The organism is Arthrobacter sp., from assembly GCF_030540645.1.
Lineage (GTDB): Bacteria > Actinomycetota > Actinomycetes > Actinomycetales > Micrococcaceae > Specibacter.
Genome location: NZ_JAUNVV010000027.1, coordinates 13,240 through 36,973 on the forward strand (window position 1 = coordinate 13,240; position 23,734 = coordinate 36,973).

The following is a 23,734-nucleotide window of genomic DNA, read 5'->3' on the forward strand; positions in this document are numbered from 1 at the left end:
AAGATCATGGAACGGTGGCAAAACCCAACCTCCCCGATCCTACGACCAATTCCACGCCTTTGTTAGCTCGCGGCGGGGAGAAGCCAACCCGAAGCAGGCCCACGACGGGACGCCCTGCGCCTGCACAAGTCCGCAGTTGACGGGCTAGCATGGCCAAAAGGCTGTTTCCGGGACTTGTGCGCATCCACTCCCCTTGAGGGGAGGGCGTGCGGTGTGAAAAGGAACTCATTTCATGAGCAACGTTGAAAGCGATCCGCAGGAGCTTCTCTGCCATGGCACACCGTCGGTGGCGGCCGGCGTCGAAGTCCTCTTTCCCAGGCTGGTTCCGCTGGGCGGGCCGCGGGCCATGACGGTGCGGCGCACCCTGCCTCAGCGCAGCCGCTCACTCATCGGGGCCTGGTGCTTCGTGGATCATTACGGCCCCGACAGCATCGGCAGCTCCGGCGGCATGGCCGTGCCTCCGCACCCCCACACGGGGCTGCAGACCATCAGCTGGCTGTTCAGTGGTGAGATTGAACACTCCGACAGCGCCGGGCATCAGGCGGTGGTGCGCCCCGGCCAGCTGAACCTCATGACGGCCGGGCGTGGCATCAGCCACTCTGAATACTCCACACAGGACACCACCGTCCTCCATGGCGTCCAGCTGTGGACCGCCCTTCCTGCCCATTCACGCTTCACCGAGCCTGGTTTTGAGCGCTACAGCCCGGTACCGGTGCGCCTTCCGGGCGCCACGGTCAGCGTCTTCCTAGGCGAAGCCGCAGGCCAGCACTCCCCCGTGAACACATTCTCCCCGCTGGTCGGTGCGGAAATCATGCTCGACGCCGGTGCCTGCCTTGTCATGGACGTCGCCCCGGGATTTGAGCATGGTTTCCTTGTGGACTACGGCTCCCCTGCAGTGGCGGGCACCGTGGTGGAGGCTGGCGGGCTCGCCTTTATCGCCACGGGCAGCGCCACCGTGGAACTGCGTGCCGGCACGGGCCCTGTCCGCCTGCTGCTCATCGGAGGGGAACCGTTGAATGAGTCCATAGTCATGTGGTGGAACTTTATAGGTCGCAGTCATGCAGAGATAGTGGCCTTCCGGGCCGACTGGCAGCACGCCGTCGACCGTGCACAGGGGGCCGATCCTACGGATGGAACGGCTTCCGGGCCGAACAGCTCCGGCGATGGCAGCTTCCCTGCTGGCTCTGGCCTGCCCGCCAACGTTACATCGTTCACGCTTCCGGCCCCTGCGGCCGGCCGCGGCGACGCTCCACTGCCTGCTCCGGCACTGCCCACGGTTCAGCTGCGTCCGCGCAGCAACCCAAACTGACGGACACTACCAACCCTGACCGCAGCACCTCACGGCTCAGTTCCTCAAGGCTCAGTGGCTACCGGCTGACGAGGGCGGCCTTGCTGCGGTAGACGGCCAGGAAGGAGGAGATGCGGCGCACTGCCTCCTCAATGTCGTCAATCGAGGGAAGGATCACGAATCTGAAGTGGTCGGGCGTGGGCCAGTGGAACGCCGTGCCGTGTGAAACAAGGATCTTTTGGTCCTGGAGCAAGTCGATGACGAACTTCTCGTCGGATTCGATGGGGTAAAAGTCCGGATCCAACTTCACGAACAAGTACATGGCTCCTGCTGCTGGCACGCATGACACCCCGGGGAGCGCATTGAGCAGATCCGAGGCCCTGTCGCGTTGCTCCCGCAGTCGGCCGCCTGGCCGGGTCAGGTCGTTGATGCTTTGGTACCCGCCCAGGGAGGTTTGAATGGCGTGCTGGGCGGGCACATTTGAACATAGGCGCAGTGAGGCGATCAGCTCCAACGCCTCCTTGAACCCTGCCATCGCGGCGCGCGGACCGGACAGTGCAACCCATCCTGCGCGGTAGCCCGGCATGCGGTAGGCCTTGGACAAGCCACTGAAGGTGAGCGTGCAGACGTCCTCGGCCAAGGAGGCCATGTGGATGTGGGGGCGGCCGTCATAGATGATCTTTTCGTAGATCTCATCGGCAAAGATCACCAGGTCATGCTTCTGGGCCAACTCCACGAACCTCTCCAGAATGGCGCGGGGGTAGACGGCGCCGGTGGGGTTGTTGGGGTTGATGATGACGATGGCCCGCGTCCTGGACGTAATTTTTGCTTCCACGTCTGCCATGTCCGGCCACCACTGGTTGTCTTCATCGCACAGGTAGTGGACGGGCACTCCCCCGGTCAGGGTCACCGTTGCCGTCCACAGCGGATAGTCGGGTGCCGGGATCAGGACTTCGTCGCCGTTTTCCAGAAATGCCTGCAGGGTCATGGAGATCAGCTCACTGACACCGTTGCCCACAAAGATGTCATCCACGCCGATCTTCCGCAGGCCCTTCGTCTGGTAATACTGCGAAATGGCCGTCCTGGCGGAGAAGATGCCCTTGGAGTCGCTGTAGCCTTGCGCCCCCCGTAGGTGGTGGATCATGTCCACCACGATGGACTCCGGCGCCTCCAAGCCAAACGGTGCCGTGTCGCCCAAGTTCATCCGCAATATCCGGTGGCCTTCAGCTTCCATCTTCTGGGCCGCATGCAAGATGGGGCCGCGAAGTTCGTATCGTACATTGGCTAGCTTGCTGGAGTGTTGCATAGGGCGCATACATTCCAGTTTCGCATAGGTGCCCGCGCTTATGCCTGAACCGTCCATATTGCGGCGCAAACAAGCCAGCCGGCTAAAGCGTTGGAAGCACCTGCTCCTTGACTTGCTTGCGCAATATCTTTCCCAGCATGGAGCGCGGCATGTCCTGAACTTGGACGATCCTGACCGGCACCTTGTAGGCGGTCATCTGTTCCTTGCACCAAGCCCGCAACGCTGCTTCGTCCAAGCCGGCACCGGCTTCAAGCACGACGGCGGCAACCACCATTTCCCCGCCCCGTTCGGAAGGCTTGCCAAAGACCGCGACGTCGGCAACGCCGTCGTACGTTCGCAGGATGGCCTCCACCTCCGAGGGGGAAACGTTGAAGCCGCCGGTGATGATCAGTTCCTTGACCCTGTCCACAATGGTGGTGAACCCGTCCGGATCGACTGTGACGATGTCCCCCGTGCGCAGCCAGCCGTCCTCGGTGAGAGTCTTGGCGGTTTCCTCCGGGTTGTTCCAATAGCCTTGGAAAACCTGTGGGCCCTTGAGCAGCAGCTCGCCACGTTCCCCCGGGGCCACTTCCGCTTCTACGCTGTCCTTCCCCTCGCCGTCCATGCCGACAACTTTCATCAGTGTGGACGGAAACGGCACGCCGATGGTTCCGTTGCGGCGGCTTGGGTGGAACGGGTTGCCCAGCGCCACGGGTGAGGATTCGGTCATGCCGTATCCCTCCACCAACAAGCCGCCGGAGACTGATTCCCACAGCTCCACCACATGGTCCGGGAGGTTCATGGCTCCGGAGATGCAGTATTTGCAGGAGCGCAGCGAGACTCCCTTTTCCTTCGCTGCCACGGCTGTGCGTTCGTAGATGGGCGGCACGGCGCAGTACACGGTGGCAGGGGACTTCTTCATGGCGGCCAGCACCAAGTCCGTATCGAATTTGGGGAACAGCACCAAAAGGCCCTGTTTGCGGATGCCAAACGTGAGGTAGAGCGTCATGCCAAAGGCGTGGAACATGGGCAGGATGGCGTATAGGATCTCCTTGCGCTGCTGCGCCCCATGCATCCATGCTTCCCCTTGGAGTGCATTGGAATACAGGTTGAAGTGACTCAGCATGGCGCCTTTGGGGTGGCCTGTGGTGCCCGAGGTGTAGCCAATGACGGCGAGGTCGTGCACGCCTGGGCGCGGGTGTGAGTCGTTGAGTGGGCCGCTGGCCAGTAATTGCTTCCACGGCATGGCCCCCAGCGCCGGCCCCGTCAGCGCTGACCGGGTCTCACGTAGTTTGCGCAGCGGCAGTCCGAGGGCCAGCCGCTTGATCGTGGGGAACGCGTCAAGAAGATTCACGGCCACAATGTGTTCCACGCGCTCATCGGCGGGAAATTGCTGCAGTGACGCCACTGATTTATCCCACGCAATGGCCACCCGTGCACCGTGGTCCTGGAACTGGTGGAGGAGTTCGCCCGTCGTGTAGAGCGGGTTGTGTTCAACAACGACGGCGCCTAGGCGCAGCACCGCGTAGAACGCCACCACATGTTGGGGGCAGTTGGGCAGGATGACGGCCACCCTGTCCCCCGCCTTGACGCCCAACCGGCGCAAACCTTCAGCCGCTTGTGCCACTTGCTCGCCCAATTCCCGGTAGCTGGTGCGCCTGGCGAAGAACTCCAGCGCGGGATGTCCGTCAGCTTCCGCAACCGAGCGTTCAAACATTTCCACGAGGGATTCACTGGGCAGTTTTATCTCGGCTCCAACGCCTGGCTGGTAGTTCTTCACCCAAGGCTGGGATACGGGCGGGAGCTGAGCTGAAGTGGCCATCCCCCCATTTTGCCGTCCCCGTCTCGTAGTGTCGAGGCAACCTGCTTTCCGGTGCTTTCGCTTTCTCCTGGAAGTTGTCTGATTTCTCACAAACACGACTTTCCGGGCCTCCATAGCACAGGCACAGCAGAAGCAGGAACGGCTGGACGTTGCTAAGCTGAAGAGTCGGGCATTCCACCAGAGTGGAAACGCACCGCAACCACTCTCATCCCTCTAAGGAGATCTGCGCCTCAATGACATCCGTGGCCACTGAATCACTGCGTGAACAGCTGTGGAATCGTCGATACGACGAGAACATTGCCCCCATCACCGAGCTGTGCGATACCTTGGCGGAAGCCAAGCCCCAACAGCAGGTGGCCTATGTGGATCCGGTTCACGACGTGGATGAGTGCAAGATCATCAGCTTGTTCTCCAACGTTGGGGAAATGGATCCCTCCGGTTTCATCACCGCCGGCGACGAGCAGGCAGCTACGCGTTTGCTTGGCATCCACTGGCAGATCGGGCTGCGCCCCAGCTATGTCATGCCATGGAATGTGCACCCCTGGTTCACGCCCGGCGAGCCCAACGGCCGCCTCAGCGCACCCCAGATCGAGGCGGGCTTGCGTCCCCTGGTGAAGTTCCTGACCCTCGTTCCCCGCGCTTCCGCCCTGGTTGCCCATGGCACGGAAGCGCACCGCCTGGCGGACCAGCTGCTCAAGGCTCAAGGTCCCATGCTGTACAAGCGTGGCTTCGGCATCTACAAGGTCCGTTCCCTGTCCGGGCGCAGCTTTGCCGGCTCAGCAGAACGCCAGCAACAGTGGCTGCTTGAATCGACCAAGGCGTACGCCGAGTCCATGACCCGCAACGGCATCACGCTCAAGGGCCGCTAAAACCTTTTCAAGCACCGCCATAATTCCTGAGGGATTTGATGGATCGATGTCGCCTCTTTTCGGCATTTTCGGTCTATCAAGTGCGTCATGGCTGTTTAAGGGCGACGACGGATCCGTGCCATCCGCTGTTTCGTCCGGCTACGCTGATGCCATGGTTGGGACGGAAATCTTGAAGCCGCGTCGGCGGCGCAGCAGCCGGGACATGTCCGTCGCTGCCTGCGCTGCCGCCGCCTTGTTCTTGACGGCATGCCAAGGGCCAACCCCGGAAGCACCCATACTGTCCCCCAGTGTCACGAATGACGTTGCAACCGGCTTTGCAGCCCCCTGGTCCGTAGCACTGCTGGCGGACGGCAGCATGCTGGTCAGCGAACGGGACTCGGGGCAGATTCTGGAAGTCTCGCCGTCGGGGGCGAAACACCTTGTGGGCGCAGTGCCCGGGGTGCGCCATCAGGGCGAAGGCGGACTGCTTGGCCTGGCCGTGCACCTGGGCGGCTGCAAGGACAATCCTGCACCCGACACCGGTACTGGCTGCATCACCGTCTATGCATACCTGACCACAGCCTCAGATAACCGGATAGTGCACCTGCCTCTGCTGGGCATGCCCGGTACGCGGTCGCTTGGCCCGGCCACGGTCATTTTCGACGGCATTCCCAAGGCTGGCAACCACAATGGCGGGCGCATCGCGTTTGGGCCCGACGGCATGCTCTACGCCACCGCAGGCGACGCCGGAAACCGCACCACTGCACAGGACCCGAACTCACTCTCGGGCAAGATCCTGCGGCTGAAACCTGACGGCAAAATCCCGACGGACAACCCCTTTCCCGGTAGCCCCGTATGGTCGCTGGGACACCGCAACCCGCAAGGCATTGCCTGGGATGAACAGGGCCGCATGTGGGCGTCGGAGTTTGGCCAGAACACGTGGGACGAACTCAATGAGATCGTCCCCGGAGGGAACTACGGCTGGCCTGTCGTTGAAGGTACCGGCAATGATTCACGTTTCCGCGATCCGGTGCTGACCTGGACCACGGCCGAGGCCAGCCCCAGCGGCATAGCAATCGACGGGACAACGTTGTATATGGCGGCCCTGCGTGGGGAACGCCTCTGGATCGTTGAGCTGGCCAATACTCCTACTACCCGCTCTGTCCTTGTCGGAGAGTTGGGTCGCCTCCGCGACGTCGCCTTAACGCACGATGGCCGCCTGTATGTCCTGACGAACAATACAGACGGCCGCGGCACTCCCAACCCGGGCGACGACAAGATTATCGACGTCACCCGGTAACCCGGGGCGTGCTAGCCCAAGTGCGGGGCCACGAGTTCGGCGTAGCGTGCCTTGACGGTATCCACGACTTCGGCGAAGGGCTGCGCCCAGATGCCTTCGTTGAAGATTTCCACCTCGACGACGCCGTTGTAGCCTGCCTCGGCAACCCAGCTTCCGATGGTGGCGAAGTCGATGACGCCGTCGCCCATGAAACCGCGGGAGAGCAGCGCATCGGAGGCGATGGGCAGGTTGAAGTCGCACACCTGGTAGGAGGCGATGCGTCCTTCTGCACCGGCGCGGGCGATCTGCTCGCGCAGGGACGGATCCCACCACACGTGGAACGTGTCAACGACGACGCCGACAGCCTCCGCCGGATGCGGGGCGGCCAGGTCCAGGGCCTGGCCCAGGGTGGAGAGCACGGCGCGGTCGGCCGCATACATCGGGTGTAGTGGCTCAAGCACCAGGCGGACACCGTGCTCAAGGGCAAATGGCACCAGCTCGGCAAGGCGGTCTGCCACGCGCTGGCGTGCCAGGACAATATCCTTGCCACCGGCTGCGGCAACAGCAGTGCCGCCGCCGTCCACGGCGCCCGGTGAGACGCTGAAGTCCGGAAGGCCGCCCACCACCATGATGATTTCGGTGGTGCCCAACGCCTTGGCCTCCAGAATGGCAGCCTTGTTGTCGGCAAGGGCTGCAGCCTGGCCGGGGCCGTCCGCTGCGGTCAGGAAGCCGCCGCGGCACAGGCTCGAGACGCTCAGCCCGGAGGCGCGGACCATCTCGACGGCCGTGTCCAAGCCAACCTCGGCCACTTTGTCGCGCCACAAGCCAATGTGCTGCAGGCCAGCGGCCACGCTGAGGTCAAGCGCTTCTGCAAGGGAGGCCTTCTTGATGGTTGCGGTGTTGATGGAGAGCTTCTCAAACGTGCTCATGCATTCACCTCTTCCGCAATGGTCACGGCCGAGTCGACGCCGGCAGCGTTCAGGAAGCACGCCATCCGACCCGCAGCAAGCTCCGGATTCAGCAGTAGTCCGGCTGTGTTTGCCAGGCGGAACAGCTTCACCAAGTGGAACAGGTCGCGGCCCGAGTGCAGTCCGCCAATCATTTGGAATCCGGCCTGGTAGCCGTTGAGCCAGGCAAGGAACGCAATGCCCGTCTTGTAGTAGTACGTCGGTGCCTCGAAAATGTGAAGCCCAAGGTCCCGGGTGGAATCCAGGATGGCCCGTGCTTCGGCGGGGCGGCCGGCGTCGTACTCCTGCAGTGCCGTGCTTGCAGCGGGGGCGATGGCTGCGAAGATGCCCAGCAGCGCGTCCGAGTAGTGTTCGCCGTCGCCGTCGATCAGTTCCGGATAGTTGAAGTCATCGCCCGTGTAGAGGCGCACGCCCTCCGGCAGGTTGGCGCGCAGTGCAATCTCATGGGCGGCGTCGAGCAGTGAAACCTTTACGCCGTCAACGTTCCCGGCGTGCGCTTCGATGAGCTGGCTGAACGTAGCAGTGGCCGCTGCCACCTCGTCGCTGCCCCAGTAACCAGCCAGGGCGGGGTCGAACATGGTGCCCAGCCAGTGCAGGACGACCGGCTTTTTGACCTCGTCAAGCAGTGTGCCGTAGATGGACAGGTAGTCCTCCGGGCCCGATGCAACCTTGGCAAGGGCGCGCGAGGCCATCAGGATGACCTTGGCCCCGGATGCCTCGACAACGGCGATCTGCTCGCGGTAGGCCGCAAGTACGGCTGCCAGACCCTCGGCGCCGGGTTCGACGTCGGCCGGGTCAAGCTGGTCGGTGCCGGCACCGCAAGCCAGGAGGTCGCGAACCGTGCGCTCCGGAGTAGCGAAACGGGCGGCCTCGGCGGCACTGCGGTTGATCAGATCCTGTGTGGCGGACCAGTCCAGACCCATACCGCGCTGTGCGGTGTCCATGGCGTCTGCAATGCCTACACCCCAGCTCCACAGCTCGCGCCGGAAAGCCAGTGTTGCGTCCCAGTCGATGTCGGCAGGGGCGCCGGGGACGTTGTTGCCCAGCACTTTGGGTGTGACGTGGGCTGCCGCGTACACCTTGCGGGAGCGGATCAGCTCCGTGGGCTTGCGCCACGGACCGGTTGCGTTCAGCGTCAACGACTCAAGCTTCCCAGTGGGTAGCGGAAGGGTGATTGAGATGCTCATCTTTACAGCTCGATTTCCGGGATGTCCAGGGTGCGGCGCTCGTCGGAGGACTGCAGGCCCAGCTCGGCCAGCTGCACACCTCGGGCTGCGGAGAGCAGGCCAAAGCGGTGTTCGCGGCCGGCGATCACGTCGCGCAGGAATTCTTCCCACTGCAACTTGAAGCCGTTGTCCAGGTCGGCGTTGGCGGGCACTTCCTGCCATTGTGCACGGAAGGATTCGGTGACGGGCAGGTCCGGGTTCCAAACCGGCTTGGGCGTGTGGGCGCGCTGCTGGGCAACGCACTTGTTCAGGCCTGCAACAGCCGAGCCGAGGGTGCCGTCGATCTGGAATTCCACGAGCTCGTCACGGTACACGCGCACGGCCCAGGAGGAGTTGATCTGGCCGATGACGGCGTCACCTTCCGGGGTTTCCAGCTCGAAGATGCCGTAGGCGGCGTCGTCGGCCGTTGCCTTGTACTCCTTGCCAGCCTCGTCCCAGCGGGCGGGGATGTGCGTGGCAGTCTTGGCGTTGACGGTCTTGACCTTGCCGATGATGCCTTCAAGGACGTAGTTCCAGTGGCAGAACATATCGGTGGTCATGCCGCCGCCGTCTTCCTTGCGGTAGTTCCAGGAGGGGCGCTGGGCGGCCTGGTGGTCGCCTTCGAACACCCAGTAGCCGAATTCGCCGCGAATGGACAGGATGCGTCCGAAGAACCCTTCATCCACGAGGCGGCGCAGTTTCACCAGGCCGGGCAGGTACAGCTTGTCGTGCACCACCCCTGCCGTGATGCCGGCGTCCTTGCCAATACGGGCCAACTCAATGGCTTCTTCGAGGGTTTCAGCCGTGGGCTTTTCGGTGAAGATGTGTTTGCCGTTGGCCATGGCCTTCTTCAAGGTGGCGGCTCGCAGGCTGGTCATGGAGGCGTCAAAGACGACGTCGACTGTGGGGTCTGCGATGATCGCGTCCAGGTCGGTGGTCCAGTGCTCAACGTTGTGCAGCTCGGCCAGCTCGCGCACCTTGGCTTCGTTGCGGCCAACCAGGATCGGCTCGATCGCCACCTTCGTGCCGTCTTCCAGGGTCAGTCCGCTGTCGCGCAACGGCAAGATGGAACGCAGCAGGTGCTGGCGGTAGCCCATGCGGCCGGTGATGCCGTTCATGGCGATGCGGATGACCTTCTTGCCGTCGGCGACGTTGCCGGCAGTTGCGGCTTGTGCCGCCGTTCCTTCGTTGGAAGCTGTAAGAGTCACTGTTTTCTCCTGGAAGTGGTGGTCGTCAGGTACCGGAAACCCGGCGTGGCCTAAACTTTGGAAAGCGCTTTCCAATATATGCTGAACTTATCCCGGGGTCAAGGACTTTTACGCTTCCCGGCAAATTTCTTTAGACAAGGACGCACCAGTGCCCGTCAAACTCACCGAGGTGGCACGCCTCGCCGGCGTATCGCTGGCCACGGCGTCACGAGTCCTCAACGGCTCCAGCAGAACGCCGGCGCCGGACATCGCCGAGCGCGTCAGGGCCGCCGCCGAGGAACTAGGCTACGTAGCCAACGCCCAGGCACAGGCGCTGGCCCGCTCCACCACCGGATTGGTGGGATTGGTGGTTCATGACATTGCGGACCCCTACTTTTCCGCCATCGCCCACGGGGTTCAGCAGGCCGCGCTCGCTTCCGGCCACCAGGTGCTGTTGGCCGGCACTGACCTTGAAGGTGATGCAGGATCTCCCGGCGGCGCTGAACTTGCCGCCGTCAATGCGTTCATCTCCTACCGCACCGATGCCATCATCCTGGCCGCTTCACGTCTTCTCAACGAGGATGCCCGGCTGATCAAGGCCCTGGGTCGGTATACAAAGAATGGTGGCCGGGTTGTAACACTCGGTGCGTCAGCCATCGCAGACGCCCAGGTGTTGAGGGTGGGTCACCGAGAGGGTGCTGTCGCACTGGTTTCCGCTCTGCTCAAACAAGGCATGCGACGCTTCGTCATTCTGGCCGGACCGCACGAACGCAACACTGCAAGAATCCGCGTCCAAGGCTTCACTGAAACTCTTGCAGCAGCGGGACTTGAACCCGTCGCCGTGGTGGAAGGGGCTTTCACCAGTCAGGGCGGCTATGACTCCACCCTGGCGTTCCTTGATTCATTGGACGGCCGTTCATTGGACGGCAAGGATTCGCAGGGCGGTTCTGCCTTCTGCATGTTGGCCGCCAACGACGTCATGGCGCTGGGGGCCATGGCTGCCCTGCGTTCCCGCGGGCTGCGCATACCCGAGGACGTTCAAGTAGCCGGCTTTGACGACATCCCCACCCTGCGCGACCACTTTCCCGGTTTGACGACGTACCGGCTCCCGCTGGAGGAAATCGGCCGACTTGCTGCGACGATGGCCCTCTCGCCGTCCACCAGGCAACTGTCAAGTGTTACGGGCACGGTGGTGCTGCGCGAAAGCGCCGGCGATGGCACCACACAGCACGACTGAAATGTGGGGCATAATCACAGCATGAGTAATGATGAGCAACCCGGTGAGAACATGTCCGTCGATGATGCGTGGCGTTTCCTGGAACATACGCGCTTTGGACGGTTGGCACTGAGCGTATCCAACGAGCCCGACATCTTCCCCATCAACTACCTGGCACACGACCGCAAACTACTCATGCGCACGAATCCCGGAACGAAGCTGGCTGAGCTGACCATTAACGATTCAGTGGCGTTTGAGATTGACGGGCTGGCCGAGGACGAGGCTTGGAGTGTCGTCCTCAAGGGCAAGGCCCGCATCCTGGAATCCCAGACCGAGATCGATGCAGTCAGCGAACTGCCGCTCTCCCCCTGGCTGCAAACCCTGAAATACACTTTCGTGGAAATCATCCCCACGAGCGTTCGTGGAATCCGCTTCCAGCTGGGCACCGAACCCGAGCGCTACTAGGTGTCACCTGCCTGTTGCAGTCGGCCGGAATGACGGGCAGCATGGATGGACCTACTACGAGGAGGCCGGTCACGGTGTCACCACGCAGGATTGAAGTCCGTCAGCCACAGCAGAATGACGTCATTGGAATGAATTTCGTGATTGCCGGCTACGGAACCGGCTTTGAAACAACCGTCCATTGGCGGGTGCTGGACAACAACGGCAACCAGCTCGGCGACGGCAACATTCAAGGCGCCGGCTCCACAGGAGTGATCAGGGATTTCGGCAACACGGTCACCCTGGGAAACACCCCGGCCCGTGGCATGCACGTCTCCGTCCAAGTTTTCGGCGATGACCCTTCCGGCATTCATCCTCCAGGAACGGACTTGAACATCATCCATGCCACACTGTTCACTTCCCTGGAGGGCTTCAAGCTCTACGAGGTCAAAAGCGGGGACAACCTGACCAAGATTGCCCGCGAGGAAGGCCAGAACACCACAACCAATGACATCTTTGAAGCCAACCGCGACCGCATCAGCAACGCAAACCTGATCTTCGTGGGGCAGGTGTTGCGAATCCCGCTGCTCACCTGACCGTGACGGGTGCCGCCGTCGTTCCCTGACAGGGACGACGGCGGCACCCGGTTTTCGCTGCGGAACCCCTACCAGCGATGCGCCACGTCAATAACGATGCGGGAGGTTGCCCCTGGCCCGTCAAGGACAAAGACGTTGAACGGCAGCCGTGCCCTCACTCCGACGGCCAAGGTGGTCCTACCTTCAAAGCTGCCGGCGAAGGCCAGTTGTTGTAGTGTTGAATAGCCTGCGGTGTTGACCAATTCGTTGCGGTTGGCAGGAACATAACTGGATGCTCCGGCTGCCGTGTAGGCGGGGGCCAGAACAGTCACCTTCAAATATGCACCACCGCGCAGTGGAACAATATCACCGCTGCCAGGGCGAGTCACAGCCGACACGTAACTCACGGCATAGCCGTTGGCATGGCCATTGACATCGATCACCATCCTGTCGAAGCAAGGATGCTGACCGGCCCTCACATCGCTGATGGCGGCGCTTGAACTGGTACCTGCGGTCTTGGCCAGCGAACCCCAGGTGATGCCGCAGTAGGGTGCAGCCTGGGCCGGCGCAGGAGCAATCATGATGAATGCGGCCAGCAGCCCCACAACAGCCAGCCATGCTTTGATGTATTTCATGGGAAACACCCTCTTTTGGGAAGAGCTGAACACCCTGATTTCAGGATGAATAAACCCTAACGCGGTCGATTGCCTCGATCACTGCTTCCGCTTCAAATTCCGCTGAACTGCAACTTGAAGTCCATCACGGTAGGTAAACGTTATCCAGATCTCCTTAAGATCCCGTTCGCAACATTGGACGATAGGCTGGAAACCAACACCTTTCACCTTTGGAGCTCCCCCATGACCGCGCCCAGTTTGTTGAGTCCCCCGCTGCCGGGAACTTCATCCGGCACCTCATGGGCGAGGGGCCGGAAAGGATGAGCCGCAGCCCGGACGGCAAGGACAGCGCCCTCGCGGCACGGGCCACCGGAACGTCCTGGCGGGACACCGTACTGCGCTACTATTCATTGGCCAAGCCTCGCGTGCTCTACGGAAATGTGCTGACCGCCGCCGCAGGGTTCCTGTTCGCCAGCCCGGGCCGGATCGACTGGTTACTGTTCGTGGCCGTCTGCTGGGGCACCACGCTCGTCATCGGCTCCGCATGCGTGCTGAACAACGTCCTGGACCGCGACATCGACACGCTGATGGCGCGGACAAAGAAGCGCGCCACCGTCACGGGCGGCATCGTCGCACGCAACGCCCTCATCTATTCTGCAATTCTGGGGTTCGGCGGCATGGCCATTCTCGTGGCGTGGACGAACCTGCTGGTGGTCGCAGTGGGCCTGGGCGGATTCCTCGCCTATGTGGTCCTTTATGGAATGCTATCCAAACGCCTGTCCATCCACGGCACCCTCGTGGGCAGCATCTCCGGTGCAGCACCGATTCTGGGTGGATATGTAGGGGCCAGCAACGCCATTGACGCCGGGGCTGTCATCGCCTTCCTTATGATGTTCGTGTGGCAGCTGCCAGCCTTCTACTCCATCTCGATCTACCGTCGGGATGAGTATGCCCGCGCCGGTGTTCCCGTTATTTCAGTGGTTCGCGGCATTGCCAATACGAAGGTGCAGATCCTTATCTACACGGCGCTGTTCGTGGTTGTCTCACTCCTGCCCCAAGTCTTCGGCAGCACCGGCTGGACCTACACAGCTGTGATGGGAGCGCTCGGCGCGGGCTGGCTCGTGCTGGGCGTGCGCGGCCTGAAGTCCGACGACGACAACCGGTGGGCGCGCCACATGTTCCGCTACGCACTGGTCATGATGAGTGCCATCTCGCTCATGCTCGCCGTGGGGCCGCGCCTGCCCTGACCGTCACACTGCCCCCTCACCCCGGCTGTCCACGACGCTGCTGGCAGCCCCTTGACCTGCGGCCATAAGAGGACTGGAATGGAGTAGGGCCATACATGGCTTGTTTACCGCCTCCGGTCGGCCGCCGGACGGTGTTCTTGGAGGTGCCTGGGATGGGATTCCTTGTTCTTGCAGTCCTTGCCGTACTCACGGCTGCGGCAACTGTGTGGCTCGTGCACATGCGCAGTGCGCAGGAAAGTGATCAAGACGCAACTTTTTGGTACACCTTCGCCGGGCTGTGCGTGCTCGCACCCTTGACTCTGATTCCCGCGTGGAAGAACAACATGGCGTCCTTGGCGCTGCTCGCCCTGGCCGCCGGTTCAGCCATCGCCATGCACATGTGGCTCCGGCGCCAGCGGACGCTCGCCACAGCTGCCAATGACCGCGCAAAACTCGCAGCAACAATTTCAGCGACATCCGCACTGCATCAGTCCCTTGTGGCCCGGTGGAGTCACTATGAACTTGATCCCGCAGCGGCCATCGACTTCCCCGCAATGTCGGACATTCGAGTTCCAGAGACTTCGGCCCTCATCCGTGCAGTGGCCGCTGCGGCCCGCTTCCAGCTTGCTGAGATGGACACGGCGGACGGCGCTGCCACGTACCGGTGCGCGGTAGCCACTCTCGCAGAAGCGTTGGTGGCAGCTGAGCAAGCCGCCCAATGCCCTCTCACAACAGCAGCCTGCCAGCGTTCCAGCAGCACTGGAGAGCTGGCAAGCTGACGGCCGGACCAGGAATCCCATCTTGGAATCCCCTCGGCAGCAGTTGTGGTGTCGCCGATCGTTCTCGAAATTTTAGGCCCAGCAATTGAACAAGCTACTGGACAACTAACACCGGAACCGGCGCCTGGTTGACCACTGCGGCGCTGACCGAACCCAAGAGCAGACCCATCAACCCACCGTGCCCGCGCCTGCCGACTACCAACATGCGCGCACCTTCAGAGATGGACGCGAGGGATGCTGCTGCAGGGCCCTGGATCAGACGTGCTGAAACAGAGGCAGGAACTTCTTCACCGAAGGCTTGAAACAAAGCGTCACTGAGAACCTTGCCGGCACCTTCTTCGAAGCTGCCAATCCCCAACGCGGCATAGCTGGCATGTTTCGTAGGTAGCTCCCAGACGGCAACGGCCTCCATGGTCCCGCCCAATTCGGCAGCCAAACGGGCACCTTCCTTGAGCGCGTTGACCGAGGCATTTGAACCGTCAACTCCGACAACAATACGGACCTGTGAAGTGGTTTCAGACACGAGCTGCTCCTTTGTAGAACGGGTCGTTCCCGTTGCCTCCATTGTCCCGCATCGCAGCGCGATTCCCAGAATAGAGGAGTCGGCCTGCGCGTGCCTTAGGGCTTCTTTGGCGGTGCCGGCTCGGGTACCACTGGTTGCGGTGCAGGTGGTTGGGTCACAGGCGCCTGTTCCTGAGTCGGGACCGGCTCCTGCGTGGCCGGGGGCTCGACAGGTGGCTCTGTGCGCGCCGGCTCTGACGGTGGTTGCGTCTCAACGGGTGTCTGCGGGACTGCTGGCAGCTGGGGTTCCACGGGTGGGACAAAATCACCCGGCTGCGGGTTGAAGCCCGCAATGTAAGGCGCAGTGTATCGGAGCATCTCTGCTGGCGGCTGGGCCAGCGGGGAGGCGGCGTAGGCAGGATTCTCGGCTGCAGCATTCATGACGGCTGCCCATTGCCCACCGGCCAAGTCCGCACCGTCAACACTGGTGAAGTACCTGCCGTTGATCACAATGTTCTGATTGACCCATTCGGCGCCGTTGCCTTGATAGCTGCCAAACCAAGACGCCGACACCACGGCACTGTTGCCGCCGATGGTCCACGTGTCGATGTTGCCGTCGGTGGTACCTGTTTTGGCGAAAGAGTCTGTCTTCACTGCCAGCGGGATGTTGTAACCAGAGCCGATAGTCAGCACGTTCTTCAACGAGTAGGTTACCCCTGCTGCGACGTCGGCACTGATGGTGCGTTTACAGTCTGCGCTCGGCACCGGATACTTCTTTCCACCCGGTCCAGTGATAGATGTGAGGGCGATCGGCTCGCAGCGGATACCACCGCTGGCAAAGGTTGCAAAAGCGGTGGCCATGTCGATGGGCGCCACATTTTGCGTGCCGATCAGGTTGGCAATGCTGGAGAGGTCGTAGGGCTTGTTCGTCACACCGTCCTTCACACCGGCGGCCGTAGCCATCTTCTGGATGTTGCAAAAGTCCAGTGCCGTGGCCGTTTGGAACGTGATGGTATTGATGGACCGGTAGAGGCCCTCGTTGGCCGACATGGAGTAGTAGTGATTGGGGTCGTCGTTGGGGAGCGGGAAGGTGCCTGCTGCATAGTCGTAGGCACCAGTTGTGGTCCCACAACTGTTCTTCCATGGGTATCCTGCCGGATAGACGCGTACGGCACCGTTGACGCTTGTCTCCAAGGAGTGTCCACTGTTCAGCCACTCGGCAAATATAAAGGGCTTGAAGGTTGAACCGATTTGGAAGCCACCGGCACCGTGCAATGGTTGACCGTTGGCGTCGTTGACTGGCAGTGCGAAGTTGCCCATATAGTTGCCGGGCGCCGTGGCTGGGTTGAACACCGTGTTTTGCGCCATGGCCAGAACCTTGCCAGTGCCGGGTTGAACAGTGACAATGGCAGCTCCGCGCTGGAGCGGATCCGTGGGCGCCATGGTGGCGTCGGCCTGTTCCTGGGCTACTTTTTGGAGGCTCGGATCCAGCGAGGTTTGAATCGTGAGCCCACCTTGGTAGAGCGTCTTGGCACGTTCCTCCGCGGTGGCCCCATAGGCGGTGTCATTGAGCACCAACTGCTGCACATAGTCGCAGAAATACGGTGCCGTTGCAGCAGCTGCACAGCCTTGGGCAGGCCGGGTCAGCTGAAGCTCCAGGGGAGTTTTGATTGCTGCGTCGTAGTCTTGCTGCTTGATCTTCCCCTGCTCCAGCATCTTGGAGAGAACCTCGTTCCGGCGCTTGACCACGTTCTCAGGCTGGGAGATGGGATCGTAGAAGCCAGGACTGTTGACCACTCCAGCCAATGCTGCGGCTTGCGGCAGGGTCAGGTCTTTCGCGCTGGTATTGAAGTACAGCTTCGACGCTGCCTCAATGCCATAAGCACCGTTGCCAAAATAGATGATGTTCAAGTAACCGGCCAGGATGTCGTCCTTGGACATCTTTTTCTCAATGCCGATGGACATTTGGATTTCCCTGACCTTGTCAGCCATCGTCTTTTGCAAACCCAGCTTTGCTTCATCAGTCTTGCCGTCAGCAACCAACTGTTCTATCAACAAGTTATTCACATATTGCTGGGTAATGGTCGAGGCTCCCTGGCGACTGCCATTGAGAGTTGCCACGAGGGCTCGGACAATTCCGGTGGGGTCCACGCCGCCGTGCTCGTAGAATCTGGCATCCTCAATGGAGACTATGCCTTCCTTGATGAAGGGGGACATGGCGGCCAGGTCCACGACTTGGCGGTCCTGGGCGTAGAGCGTGGCAATGGTAGAGCCATCGGCTGCCAGGACCGTGGTTGCCTGTGCGGGCGCTCCAAAGTCAAAGGATGAGGGAACAGCGGACAAGAAGCTGTCCGCTCCACCAACCACGCCCTTCGCCACGGCGCCTGCTGGGATAAACAAGGCAGCAACAAGCACGCCAACAATCCCGCACACTAGGAATAAGCGGCCCAGGGCCGCCAAGGTGCTGCTGGCTGCCTCGGGCTTCCTTGCTGTTTCCTTGGCCATGTGCCGACTTCCCCTCAATAGCTCATCCTGTATTTCCTGCTCTACGCGTGAGCGCTGCCCACCGGGCGACACTACTTTTCTATCTTAGAGTCCACGAACAAAATGAGAGTTTCCTGAAGATCATTCGAAAAATCGACTCGTGGAACATCGCCGTGCATCGCTGCGGAGCGTGCTGCACAGCAGCTTGGCCCGTGCTAGCTTGGCCCTAGAGCCGCCAGACTGGCACCTCGACTGTGAGGAAAGTCCCTTGAATGAACAACCGCGCTACACATCCGCAACCACTACCTTAGAGTTTCGCAGAAATTTGGCGTTAGTACGGGACAGGATCGCCGGAGCAGCCATCCGGGCTGGCCGCTCCCCCGGTGATGTACGCCTGTTGCCCGTCAGTAAAACTGTGGAATCAGCCCGCTTGCGTCTGGCGATTGAGGCCGGTTGCACCGATCTAGGCGAAAACAAGGTACAGGAGGCGCTGCGCAAAAGCGTGGAACTGGCCGACGTCCCCGGGCTTCGCTGGCATGTGATTGGTCACCTGCAAAGCAACAAGGCCAGGTTTGTGGCACAGTTTGCAGACGAATTCCAAGCCCTTGACAGGCTTTCCCTGGCCCGCACGTTGAACAACAGGTTGGAAGCTGCGAACCGCACTCTTCAAGTCATGGTGCAAATCAATACTTCCGGGGAAGACAGCAAGTTTGGCCTGCCCCCACAGGAAGCCGAGGCCTTCATCCAAGAGTTACCGGCCTTTGAGCGATTGCACATCACTGGGCTCATGACGCTGGCCATCAACAGTCCGGACGAATCCCGTGTCCGGGCATGTTTCCAGACTCTGCACAAGCTCAAGCGGCAATTGAGTGAGAACACACCATCCGGCGTCGAACTGACAGAGCTTTCCATGGGCATGTCAGGCGACTTTGAACTGGCAGTTGAGGAGGGTGCCACGGTGGTGCGGGTGGGGCAGGCAATTTTTGGTCCTCGTGCCCTGCCGGACAGCTATTATTGGCCCGACGGCGACAAGATGCGCTGATTCAGGCTGATTCAGCGGCCAATACACGCGTGGGACGCATCACAGCCGTATGCTCATTGCATGGCTAAATTCTTCGACATTCATCCCCACGACCCTCAGCCGCGTTCCGTCAGCCAGATCGTGGACATTCTGAAATCCGGCGGGCTGATCGCGTACCCCACGGATTCCTGTTACGCCCTAGGCGCCCAACTGGGCAACCGGGAAGCGCTTGACCGCATCCGCGCCATCCGCCACCTGGATAACAAGCATCACTTCACGCTTGTCTGCAAGGACTTTGCGCAGCTGGGTCAGTTTGTCATGGTGGACAACGATATTTTCCGCAGCATCAAGGCTGTCACCCCCGGACCCTACACGTTCATCCTGCCGGCCACTAAGGAAGTGCCCAGGCGCCTGGCACACCCGAAGAAGAAGACCGTGGGTGTGCGTATTCCAGACAGCCGCCTGATTCACGCCATTCTGGAGGAATTAGGTGAGCCGATGCTCTCCAGCACTCTTTTGCTCCCTGATGAGGAGGAGCCACTGACGCAGGGCTGGGAGATCAAGGAAGCCTTGGACCACGTGGTTGACGCCGTGATCGACTCCGGGGATGTGGGCGCAGAGCCCACCACCGTGGTGGACTTTTCAAGCGGCTACGCCGAAGTGGTGCGACGCGGCACAGGAGACCCCAGCCGCTTCGAGTAGGCCCCTGCAGAGCCCCGTAATCTGAGCCGTCATCACGTGTTTCCGTGGACAGCCCTAGAACTTCACATGCGAACTGGCTAACGTGAAGACAAGCCGGTGCATCACGTCCCCGGTGCATACGATCTAACTGACAATGTCACCGTCTCAAAGGAGTTTCCATGCCCGCCAAGAAGACATCCCACGCAGGTTACACAGTTCCCGGAATGTCGCTGCAGGACGGCCACAAAGTCGCCATCTTGCTGCAGTCCAGGCTTCACGCGCTCAACGACATGCAATTGACGCTCAAGCACGCCCATTGGAATGTGGTGGGCCGTGATTTCATCAGTGTCCACGAAATGCTCGACCCGCAGATTGAGTTGGTCCGCGCCATGATCGATGAGACGGCCGAACGGATCGCAACCCTGGGTGTCTCGCCGAACGGGCTGCCCGGTGCCTTGGTCGCCGAACGAACGTGGGATGACTATGCCATTGGCCGGGCCCACACCTCCGCCCACATGGCCGCCCTTGACCTCGTCTACACCGGGTTTTTGAAAAGCCACCGCGAGACCTTGGAAAAGGTGGGCGAGCTGGACCCCATCACCGAGGACATGGTCATCAACCAGTGCTCACAATTGGAGCTGTTCCAGTGGTTCCTGCGTGCCCACCTCGAAGATGACGACGGCGATCTGGCCAACGCCGGTAAGAAAACTGAACTTTCAGCAGCCAAGTCTGCGAAATGAGTCAAGCGGAAACGCCAATTACAAACCGACCATCACCGGGTGTCAAGGCGTATCCGCGTACGGCAATCGTGACGGGTGCTGACAAGGGCATTGGCCAGGCAACGGCCATAGCGTTGGCCGGGGACGGTTTTGACGTCGCGTTCACATGGCATGACGACGAGAGCGGAGCTGCCAACACGACGGCAGCCATTGAGGCCCTCGGACAACGTGCCGCCTCGGCGTGGCTGGACACCACAGTGCTGTCCAGCTGCGCCCCGGTTGTGGAACAGCTCGCCACCTCTTTGGGATCACTGGGCGTCTTCGTCAACAATGTGGGCGTGGGCTTGTGCCGTTCAGTCGTTGACACCGAGTATGTGCAGTGGCAGCGCATACTCGACACGAACCTCAACGGTGCGTTTATGTGCCTGCAGGCCGCTGCCAAACTGCTCATCGCAGGCGGCTGCGGCGGACGGATCGTGGTGGTCACCAGTATTCACGCCCACCAGCCACGGTTTGGCTTTGGGGCGTATTCTGCTTCGAAGTACGGTCTTGACGGCCTCACCAAGACGCTCGCCTTGGAGCTTTCCGAGCATGGGATCACCGTCAATGCGGTTGCCCCAGGGGAAATTGCCACTCACCTGCCGCCGGAGGAGACCCGGCATCCGCACCTTCTACCCCGACCCGGCATCCCCCTGGGCCACCCCGGCACGGCGGAGGAAGTTGCAGCCGTCATTGCGTTTCTGGCCTCGCCCACGGCCGGCTACGTCACCGGAGCCAGCTGGGAGGTCGACGGCGGCATGGCGCAGATGGGTGCCCAAGCCAGTGCCTATGTGCCCAGCAATGACTGGCGCGAGGCCACCTGGCTGCCGGAAAAACCGGATGAGCAGCGCTCCGAAGCCCAGGATGAAAAGCCTTAGAACGGCCGTGAACCGGGTGCAGGTCTGCTTGGATCACATCCGGCGCTTCACCTTTGCCGTGGCCGGAGCACTCCATGGGTCCTCGGGCCAGGGGTGCTTCGGGTAGCGCCCGCGCATCTCGGCGCGCACCTGAGCGTACGGCCCACTCCAAAAGGAGGCGAGGTCGTCGGTGACGGCCAGCGGCCGCCGTGCGGGAGACAACAGGTGGAACAGGACTTTCACGCGCCCATCGGCGATCAGCGGCGTCTGAGCCAGCCCAAAACACTCCTGCAGCTTGACCGCGGCAACGGGCGGGCCGCCGTCGGAGACGTCCGGGTAGTCAATCCTGATGTGCGAACCACTGGGCACCGCCAATGTCTCCGGGGCCAGTTCGCCCATCCGCCCTGCCTGTGGCCATGGCAGCAGCCTGCGCAGTGGTTCGCTCAGCGACAGCGCAGACAGCGCCCTGCCGCCCGCCACCGCTTCGAGCTCCGGGCCCAACCATTCAGGAAGCCGTGCGGACAGTGCTGCGTCGCTCATGTCCGGCCACGGCTCACCCAGTTCCCGGTGCAGCAGAGCCAGCCTGCGCCGCAAACCGACGGCAGCGGTACTCCACGGGAGCAGGCCCAGTCCGTCGCGCACCAAAGCAGCGGCCACGGCATCGCGACGCTGGGCAACGGAGGCCTTGACGGGAGTGGCAGACAGGACCACCGCCCCGAGACTGCGTGTCCTGCGGGCGCTGAGCCGCCCATTGCGGAACTCTGCATCCACCGCATCCCTGAGCATGTGTGCGGCAACAACCTCCGCGTTCGCCTGCGCCACGGGGGCTGCCGCACGGATCACAGCACCCGTGCCCGCCGCGTCGCGTCCCTGTGCGCGGGCCACCTCGGCCACCGCCAACCATTGCTGTCCAGCCAATGAACTGCCAGCCGGCAGCCCGGCACGTGTGCCGGAGGACAGCAGGTATTGCTCTGACGCCGCGTCGGCAACCCGCCGGGCCACCCTGTCGGGGTAGGCAAGTCCGACGACGAACCCCACCACTTCTGTCGCGTCCACGTCCGTTGTGGCCGATGCCTTCGTCGTGGGGCTGGCAGCACCTTCGTTGCCGCTCCGGCTTTCACGGCGGGCCAGCTGTTCCAGCCGCCGCACTTCCTGGCTCCAGCGCCGGGATCCGGGGTCGCGCCCAGCCCTCATGGCGGACAGCAGTGCCGTGAGATCCGCGCCTGGCGCACGTGCGTCGCCTGACACGAGGGCCACGACCTCCGCAGCGGCCTTGGCTCCGACGATGGCGGCGCCGTCGAGCAGCGCCCTGGCCGGGCGCGGATCAGCGGGGATGCCAGCTAAAGTCCTGCCGAGGCTGGTGGCGTGACCGCGTTCGTCCACGGCACCCAATTCACCTAAGACCGCAATGGCCGCCTGCAGTGCCGCGGCAGGCGGGGCATCCGGCAGCCGCATCCCCTTGCCGCCCGGCGCGCCCCAGCAGGCCATGAGCAAGGCTGCGGAGCTCAGCTCGGCCACCGCAATTTCCGGCATGGCGTGGGCGGGGGCTGCCGCAAACGTCCGCTGGTCGTAGCAGCGCACCACGGTGCCGGGGCCTAAGCGTGCCGCCCTGCCCGCGCGTTGCTCCGCCGATGCACGGGACGTGGAAACGGTGACCAATCCTGTCATGCCGCGTCCCGCGTCCCGGCGCGGTTCCCGGGACAGACCGGAATCAATGACAAGCCGCACCCCGGGCACGGTCAGCGATGACTCTGCCAGCGACGTGGAAACGATGATGCGCGGGAGCCCGCCAGGTTCCCTGGCCGAAACCGCCCTGTCCTGTTCCTGCGCTGGCACCTGGCCGTGCAGCTTCAGGATGTCCACCCCGGCGGACCGCCCACCCAGCCGGGCAGCGATGTGGTCCACTTCCCTGGCGCCCGGGGCAAAAACCAGCGCGTCCACCGAGGGGTCGGCGGCGATGGCAGCGGCGTGAGCGGCTGCAGCCGTGTCCGCCACATGGTCAAGGAAGGCCCGGGAAATACCGCGCTGGTCCATGCGCGGGCCGGCAGCCGGAGCCCAGCGGATCTCAAGTGGATGCAGCGCTGACGGGCAGTCGACGACGGGGGCCGGTGAATCGTCGTCGGACGCTGCCAGGAGCTGGGCGAACCGGGCTGCGTCGAGGGTGGCGGACATGGCCAGCAGCGTCAGGTCCCCGCGAAGTTGATGCACCTCGATCAGCATGCCCAGCAGCAGATCGGTGTCCAGGCCGCGTTCATGGACTTCGTCAAGCACGACGGCGGCCACACCTTCCAGCCCCGGGTCGCGCAGGAGCCGGCGCAGCAGGATGCCGGGGGTGAGGAACTCGATGATGGTCTCCGGGCCGCTGTGGGTTTCCCCGCGGACCGTGTAGCCGATTTTACTGCCGAGGGCTGTCCCATCGAGGGCTGCCAGCCGCCTGGCTGCTGAGCGGACGGCGACCCGACGCGGTTGGGTGACGAGGACGCGGTGTCCTGGACCGCTGCCGAGTGCATTGGCAGCGAGCGGGGGCACCAACGTGGTCTTGCCCGTGCCGGGAGGGGCTTGAATGACCGCAGCCGCGCCCACAGTCTCAGCAGCCCCGTTGAGCCGGGCTGGTCCGAGGATGCGAGCCAGTTCCGGCAGTGATTGGGCAAAGACGAGTCCCTGCCCGATCCGAGGCAGGTCAAAGGGACCGGAGGGGA

At 62.4% G+C, this 23,734-nt stretch carries 21 protein-coding genes; 12 read left to right on the top strand and 9 right to left on the bottom strand.

Annotated features, from left to right (window positions below):
* The first annotated feature begins 232 nt into the window (after positions 1-232).
* Entirely contained in the window at positions 233-1,309 is a 1,077-nt protein-coding gene (locus Q4P21_RS07195; RefSeq protein ID WP_303388114.1) for a pirin family protein, read from the top strand.
* A gap of 58 nt (positions 1,310-1,367) precedes the next feature.
* Here the strand turns inward: Q4P21_RS07195 and Q4P21_RS07200 are convergent, their stop codons facing one another.
* Together Q4P21_RS07200 and Q4P21_RS07205 are read right to left on the bottom strand one after the other, a co-directional pair.
* A complete protein-coding gene (locus tag Q4P21_RS07200; RefSeq protein ID WP_303388115.1) occupies positions 1,368-2,603 on the bottom strand; it encodes a pyridoxal phosphate-dependent aminotransferase in 1,236 nt (411 codons plus the stop codon).
* A gap of 73 nt (positions 2,604-2,676) precedes the next feature.
* Positions 2,677-4,395, bottom strand: coding sequence for a long-chain-fatty-acid--CoA ligase (locus Q4P21_RS07205; RefSeq protein WP_303388116.1), 1,719 nt, complete (start codon positions 4,393-4,395; stop codon positions 2,677-2,679).
* A gap of 233 nt (positions 4,396-4,628) precedes the next feature.
* On the opposite strand from Q4P21_RS07205, the gene Q4P21_RS07210 reads away from it, so the two are divergent.
* Both Q4P21_RS07210 and Q4P21_RS07215 read left to right on the top strand, forming a co-directional pair.
* On the top strand, positions 4,629-5,264 hold the full coding sequence (locus Q4P21_RS07210; protein ID WP_207344347.1) for a uracil-DNA glycosylase: 636 nt from the start codon (positions 4,629-4,631) through the stop codon (positions 5,262-5,264).
* 151 nt (positions 5,265-5,415) lie between these two features.
* Positions 5,416-6,543 (top strand): sorbosone dehydrogenase family protein, encoded by a 1,128-nt coding sequence (locus Q4P21_RS07215; protein ID WP_303388117.1) that lies wholly within the window; start codon positions 5,416-5,418, stop codon positions 6,541-6,543.
* 11 nt (positions 6,544-6,554) lie between these two features.
* On the opposite strand, the gene Q4P21_RS07220 is transcribed toward Q4P21_RS07215, so the two are convergent.
* Genes Q4P21_RS07220 through Q4P21_RS07230 form a run of 3 tightly spaced genes read right to left on the bottom strand, consistent with a single transcriptional unit; the run spans position 6,555 to position 9,813 of the window.
* A complete protein-coding gene (locus tag Q4P21_RS07220; protein WP_303388118.1) occupies positions 6,555-7,451 on the bottom strand; it encodes a sugar phosphate isomerase/epimerase in 897 nt (298 codons plus the stop codon).
* A complete protein-coding gene (locus Q4P21_RS07225; RefSeq protein WP_303388119.1) occupies positions 7,448-8,677 on the bottom strand; it encodes a dihydrodipicolinate synthase family protein in 1,230 nt (409 codons plus the stop codon). The genes Q4P21_RS07220 and Q4P21_RS07225 overlap by 4 nt, the downstream gene beginning before the upstream one ends.
* Positions 8,678-8,679: 2 nt before the next feature.
* Positions 8,680-9,813 (bottom strand): Gfo/Idh/MocA family protein, encoded by a 1,134-nt coding sequence (locus Q4P21_RS07230; protein WP_303388132.1) that lies wholly within the window; start codon positions 9,811-9,813, stop codon positions 8,680-8,682.
* A gap of 238 nt (positions 9,814-10,051) precedes the next feature.
* On the opposite strand from Q4P21_RS07230, the gene Q4P21_RS07235 reads away from it, so the two are divergent.
* Genes Q4P21_RS07235 through Q4P21_RS07245 form a run of 3 tightly spaced genes read left to right on the top strand, consistent with a single transcriptional unit; the run spans position 10,052 to position 12,135 of the window.
* Positions 10,052-11,119, top strand: a complete 1,068-nt coding sequence (locus Q4P21_RS07235) for a LacI family DNA-binding transcriptional regulator (RefSeq protein WP_303388120.1) — start codon at positions 10,052-10,054, stop codon at positions 11,117-11,119.
* A gap of 21 nt (positions 11,120-11,140) precedes the next feature.
* Complete coding sequence (locus Q4P21_RS07240; protein ID WP_303388121.1) at positions 11,141-11,563, top strand: pyridoxamine 5'-phosphate oxidase family protein; 423 nt, start codon at positions 11,141-11,143, stop codon at positions 11,561-11,563.
* Positions 11,564-11,604: 41 nt separating this feature from the next.
* Positions 11,605-12,135, top strand: coding sequence for a Gmad2 immunoglobulin-like domain-containing protein (locus tag Q4P21_RS07245; protein WP_303388122.1), 531 nt, complete (start codon positions 11,605-11,607; stop codon positions 12,133-12,135).
* Between the two features lie 68 nt (positions 12,136-12,203).
* Here Q4P21_RS07245 and Q4P21_RS07250 read toward each other — a convergent pair whose 3' ends face one another.
* The gene (locus tag Q4P21_RS07250) at positions 12,204-12,749 is read right to left on the bottom strand and encodes a hypothetical protein (RefSeq protein ID WP_303388123.1); all 546 of its coding nucleotides are present in this window, start codon (positions 12,747-12,749) and stop codon (positions 12,204-12,206) included.
* 209 nt (positions 12,750-12,958) lie between these two features.
* On the opposite strand from Q4P21_RS07250, the gene cyoE reads away from it, so the two are divergent.
* Together cyoE and Q4P21_RS07260 are read left to right on the top strand one after the other, a co-directional pair.
* Complete coding sequence (gene cyoE, locus Q4P21_RS07255; protein ID WP_303388124.1) at positions 12,959-13,975, top strand: heme o synthase; 1,017 nt, start codon at positions 12,959-12,961, stop codon at positions 13,973-13,975.
* A 152-nt stretch (positions 13,976-14,127) separates the two neighbouring features.
* Positions 14,128-14,733: a hypothetical protein gene (locus tag Q4P21_RS07260; RefSeq protein WP_303388125.1), complete on the top strand. Its 606-nt coding sequence runs from the start codon at positions 14,128-14,130 to the stop codon at positions 14,731-14,733.
* A gap of 94 nt (positions 14,734-14,827) precedes the next feature.
* Here Q4P21_RS07260 and Q4P21_RS07265 read toward each other — a convergent pair whose 3' ends face one another.
* Both Q4P21_RS07265 and Q4P21_RS07270 read right to left on the bottom strand, forming a co-directional pair.
* Entirely contained in the window at positions 14,828-15,256 is a 429-nt protein-coding gene (locus Q4P21_RS07265) for a universal stress protein (protein WP_303388126.1), read from the bottom strand.
* Positions 15,257-15,351: 95 nt separating this feature from the next.
* On the bottom strand, positions 15,352-17,739 hold the full coding sequence (locus tag Q4P21_RS07270) for a transglycosylase domain-containing protein (RefSeq protein WP_303388127.1): 2,388 nt from the start codon (positions 17,737-17,739) through the stop codon (positions 15,352-15,354).
* A gap of 247 nt (positions 17,740-17,986) precedes the next feature.
* Between Q4P21_RS07270 and Q4P21_RS07275 the strand changes: the two genes are divergently transcribed.
* The 4 genes from Q4P21_RS07275 to Q4P21_RS07290 all read left to right on the top strand — a co-directional run bounded on the left by Q4P21_RS07275 (position 17,987) and on the right by Q4P21_RS07290 (position 21,056).
* Entirely contained in the window at positions 17,987-18,760 is a 774-nt protein-coding gene (locus Q4P21_RS07275) for a YggS family pyridoxal phosphate-dependent enzyme (RefSeq protein ID WP_303388128.1), read from the top strand.
* Between the two features lie 60 nt (positions 18,761-18,820).
* Positions 18,821-19,441: an L-threonylcarbamoyladenylate synthase gene (locus Q4P21_RS07280; protein WP_303388129.1), complete on the top strand. Its 621-nt coding sequence runs from the start codon at positions 18,821-18,823 to the stop codon at positions 19,439-19,441.
* A 158-nt stretch (positions 19,442-19,599) separates the two neighbouring features.
* Positions 19,600-20,160: a Dps family protein gene (locus Q4P21_RS07285; protein ID WP_303388130.1), complete on the top strand. Its 561-nt coding sequence runs from the start codon at positions 19,600-19,602 to the stop codon at positions 20,158-20,160.
* On the top strand, positions 20,157-21,056 hold the full coding sequence (locus tag Q4P21_RS07290) for an SDR family oxidoreductase (RefSeq protein ID WP_303388131.1): 900 nt from the start codon (positions 20,157-20,159) through the stop codon (positions 21,054-21,056). Before Q4P21_RS07285 ends, Q4P21_RS07290 begins: the two co-directional genes overlap by 4 nt.
* 33 nt (positions 21,057-21,089) lie before the next feature.
* Here the strand turns inward: Q4P21_RS07290 and hrpB are convergent.
* A partial coding sequence (gene hrpB / locus Q4P21_RS07295) for an ATP-dependent helicase HrpB (RefSeq protein ID WP_369598872.1) occupies positions 21,090-23,734 on the bottom strand: 2,645 nt, incomplete at its 5' end.

Coding starts and splice junctions, on each gene's coding strand:
- Q4P21_RS07195 (WP_303388114.1), top strand. CDS start 233: ATGAGCAACGTTGAAAGCGATCCGCAGGAGCTTCTCTGCCATGGCACA.
- Q4P21_RS07200 (WP_303388115.1), bottom strand. CDS start 2,603: ATGCGCCCTATGCAACACTCCAGCAAGCTAGCCAATGTACGATACGAA.
- Q4P21_RS07205 (WP_303388116.1), bottom strand. CDS start 4,395: ATGGCCACTTCAGCTCAGCTCCCGCCCGTATCCCAGCCTTGGGTGAAG.
- Q4P21_RS07210 (WP_207344347.1), top strand. CDS start 4,629: ATGACATCCGTGGCCACTGAATCACTGCGTGAACAGCTGTGGAATCGT.
- Q4P21_RS07215 (WP_303388117.1), top strand. CDS start 5,416: ATGGTTGGGACGGAAATCTTGAAGCCGCGTCGGCGGCGCAGCAGCCGG.
- Q4P21_RS07220 (WP_303388118.1), bottom strand. CDS start 7,451: ATGAGCACGTTTGAGAAGCTCTCCATCAACACCGCAACCATCAAGAAG.
- Q4P21_RS07225 (WP_303388119.1), bottom strand. CDS start 8,677: ATGAGCATCTCAATCACCCTTCCGCTACCCACTGGGAAGCTTGAGTCG.
- Q4P21_RS07230 (WP_303388132.1), bottom strand. CDS start 9,813: ATGAACGGCATCACCGGCCGCATGGGCTACCGCCAGCACCTGCTGCGT.
- Q4P21_RS07240 (WP_303388121.1), top strand. CDS start 11,141: ATGAGTAATGATGAGCAACCCGGTGAGAACATGTCCGTCGATGATGCG.
- Q4P21_RS07245 (WP_303388122.1), top strand. CDS start 11,605: ATGGATGGACCTACTACGAGGAGGCCGGTCACGGTGTCACCACGCAGG.
- Q4P21_RS07250 (WP_303388123.1), bottom strand. CDS start 12,749: ATGAAATACATCAAAGCATGGCTGGCTGTTGTGGGGCTGCTGGCCGCA.
- Q4P21_RS07260 (WP_303388125.1), top strand. CDS start 14,128: ATGGGATTCCTTGTTCTTGCAGTCCTTGCCGTACTCACGGCTGCGGCA.
- Q4P21_RS07270 (WP_303388127.1), bottom strand. CDS start 17,739: ATGGCCAAGGAAACAGCAAGGAAGCCCGAGGCAGCCAGCAGCACCTTG.
- Q4P21_RS07280 (WP_303388129.1), top strand. CDS start 18,821: ATGGCTAAATTCTTCGACATTCATCCCCACGACCCTCAGCCGCGTTCC.
- Q4P21_RS07285 (WP_303388130.1), top strand. CDS start 19,600: ATGCCCGCCAAGAAGACATCCCACGCAGGTTACACAGTTCCCGGAATG.
- Q4P21_RS07290 (WP_303388131.1), top strand. CDS start 20,157: ATGAGTCAAGCGGAAACGCCAATTACAAACCGACCATCACCGGGTGTC.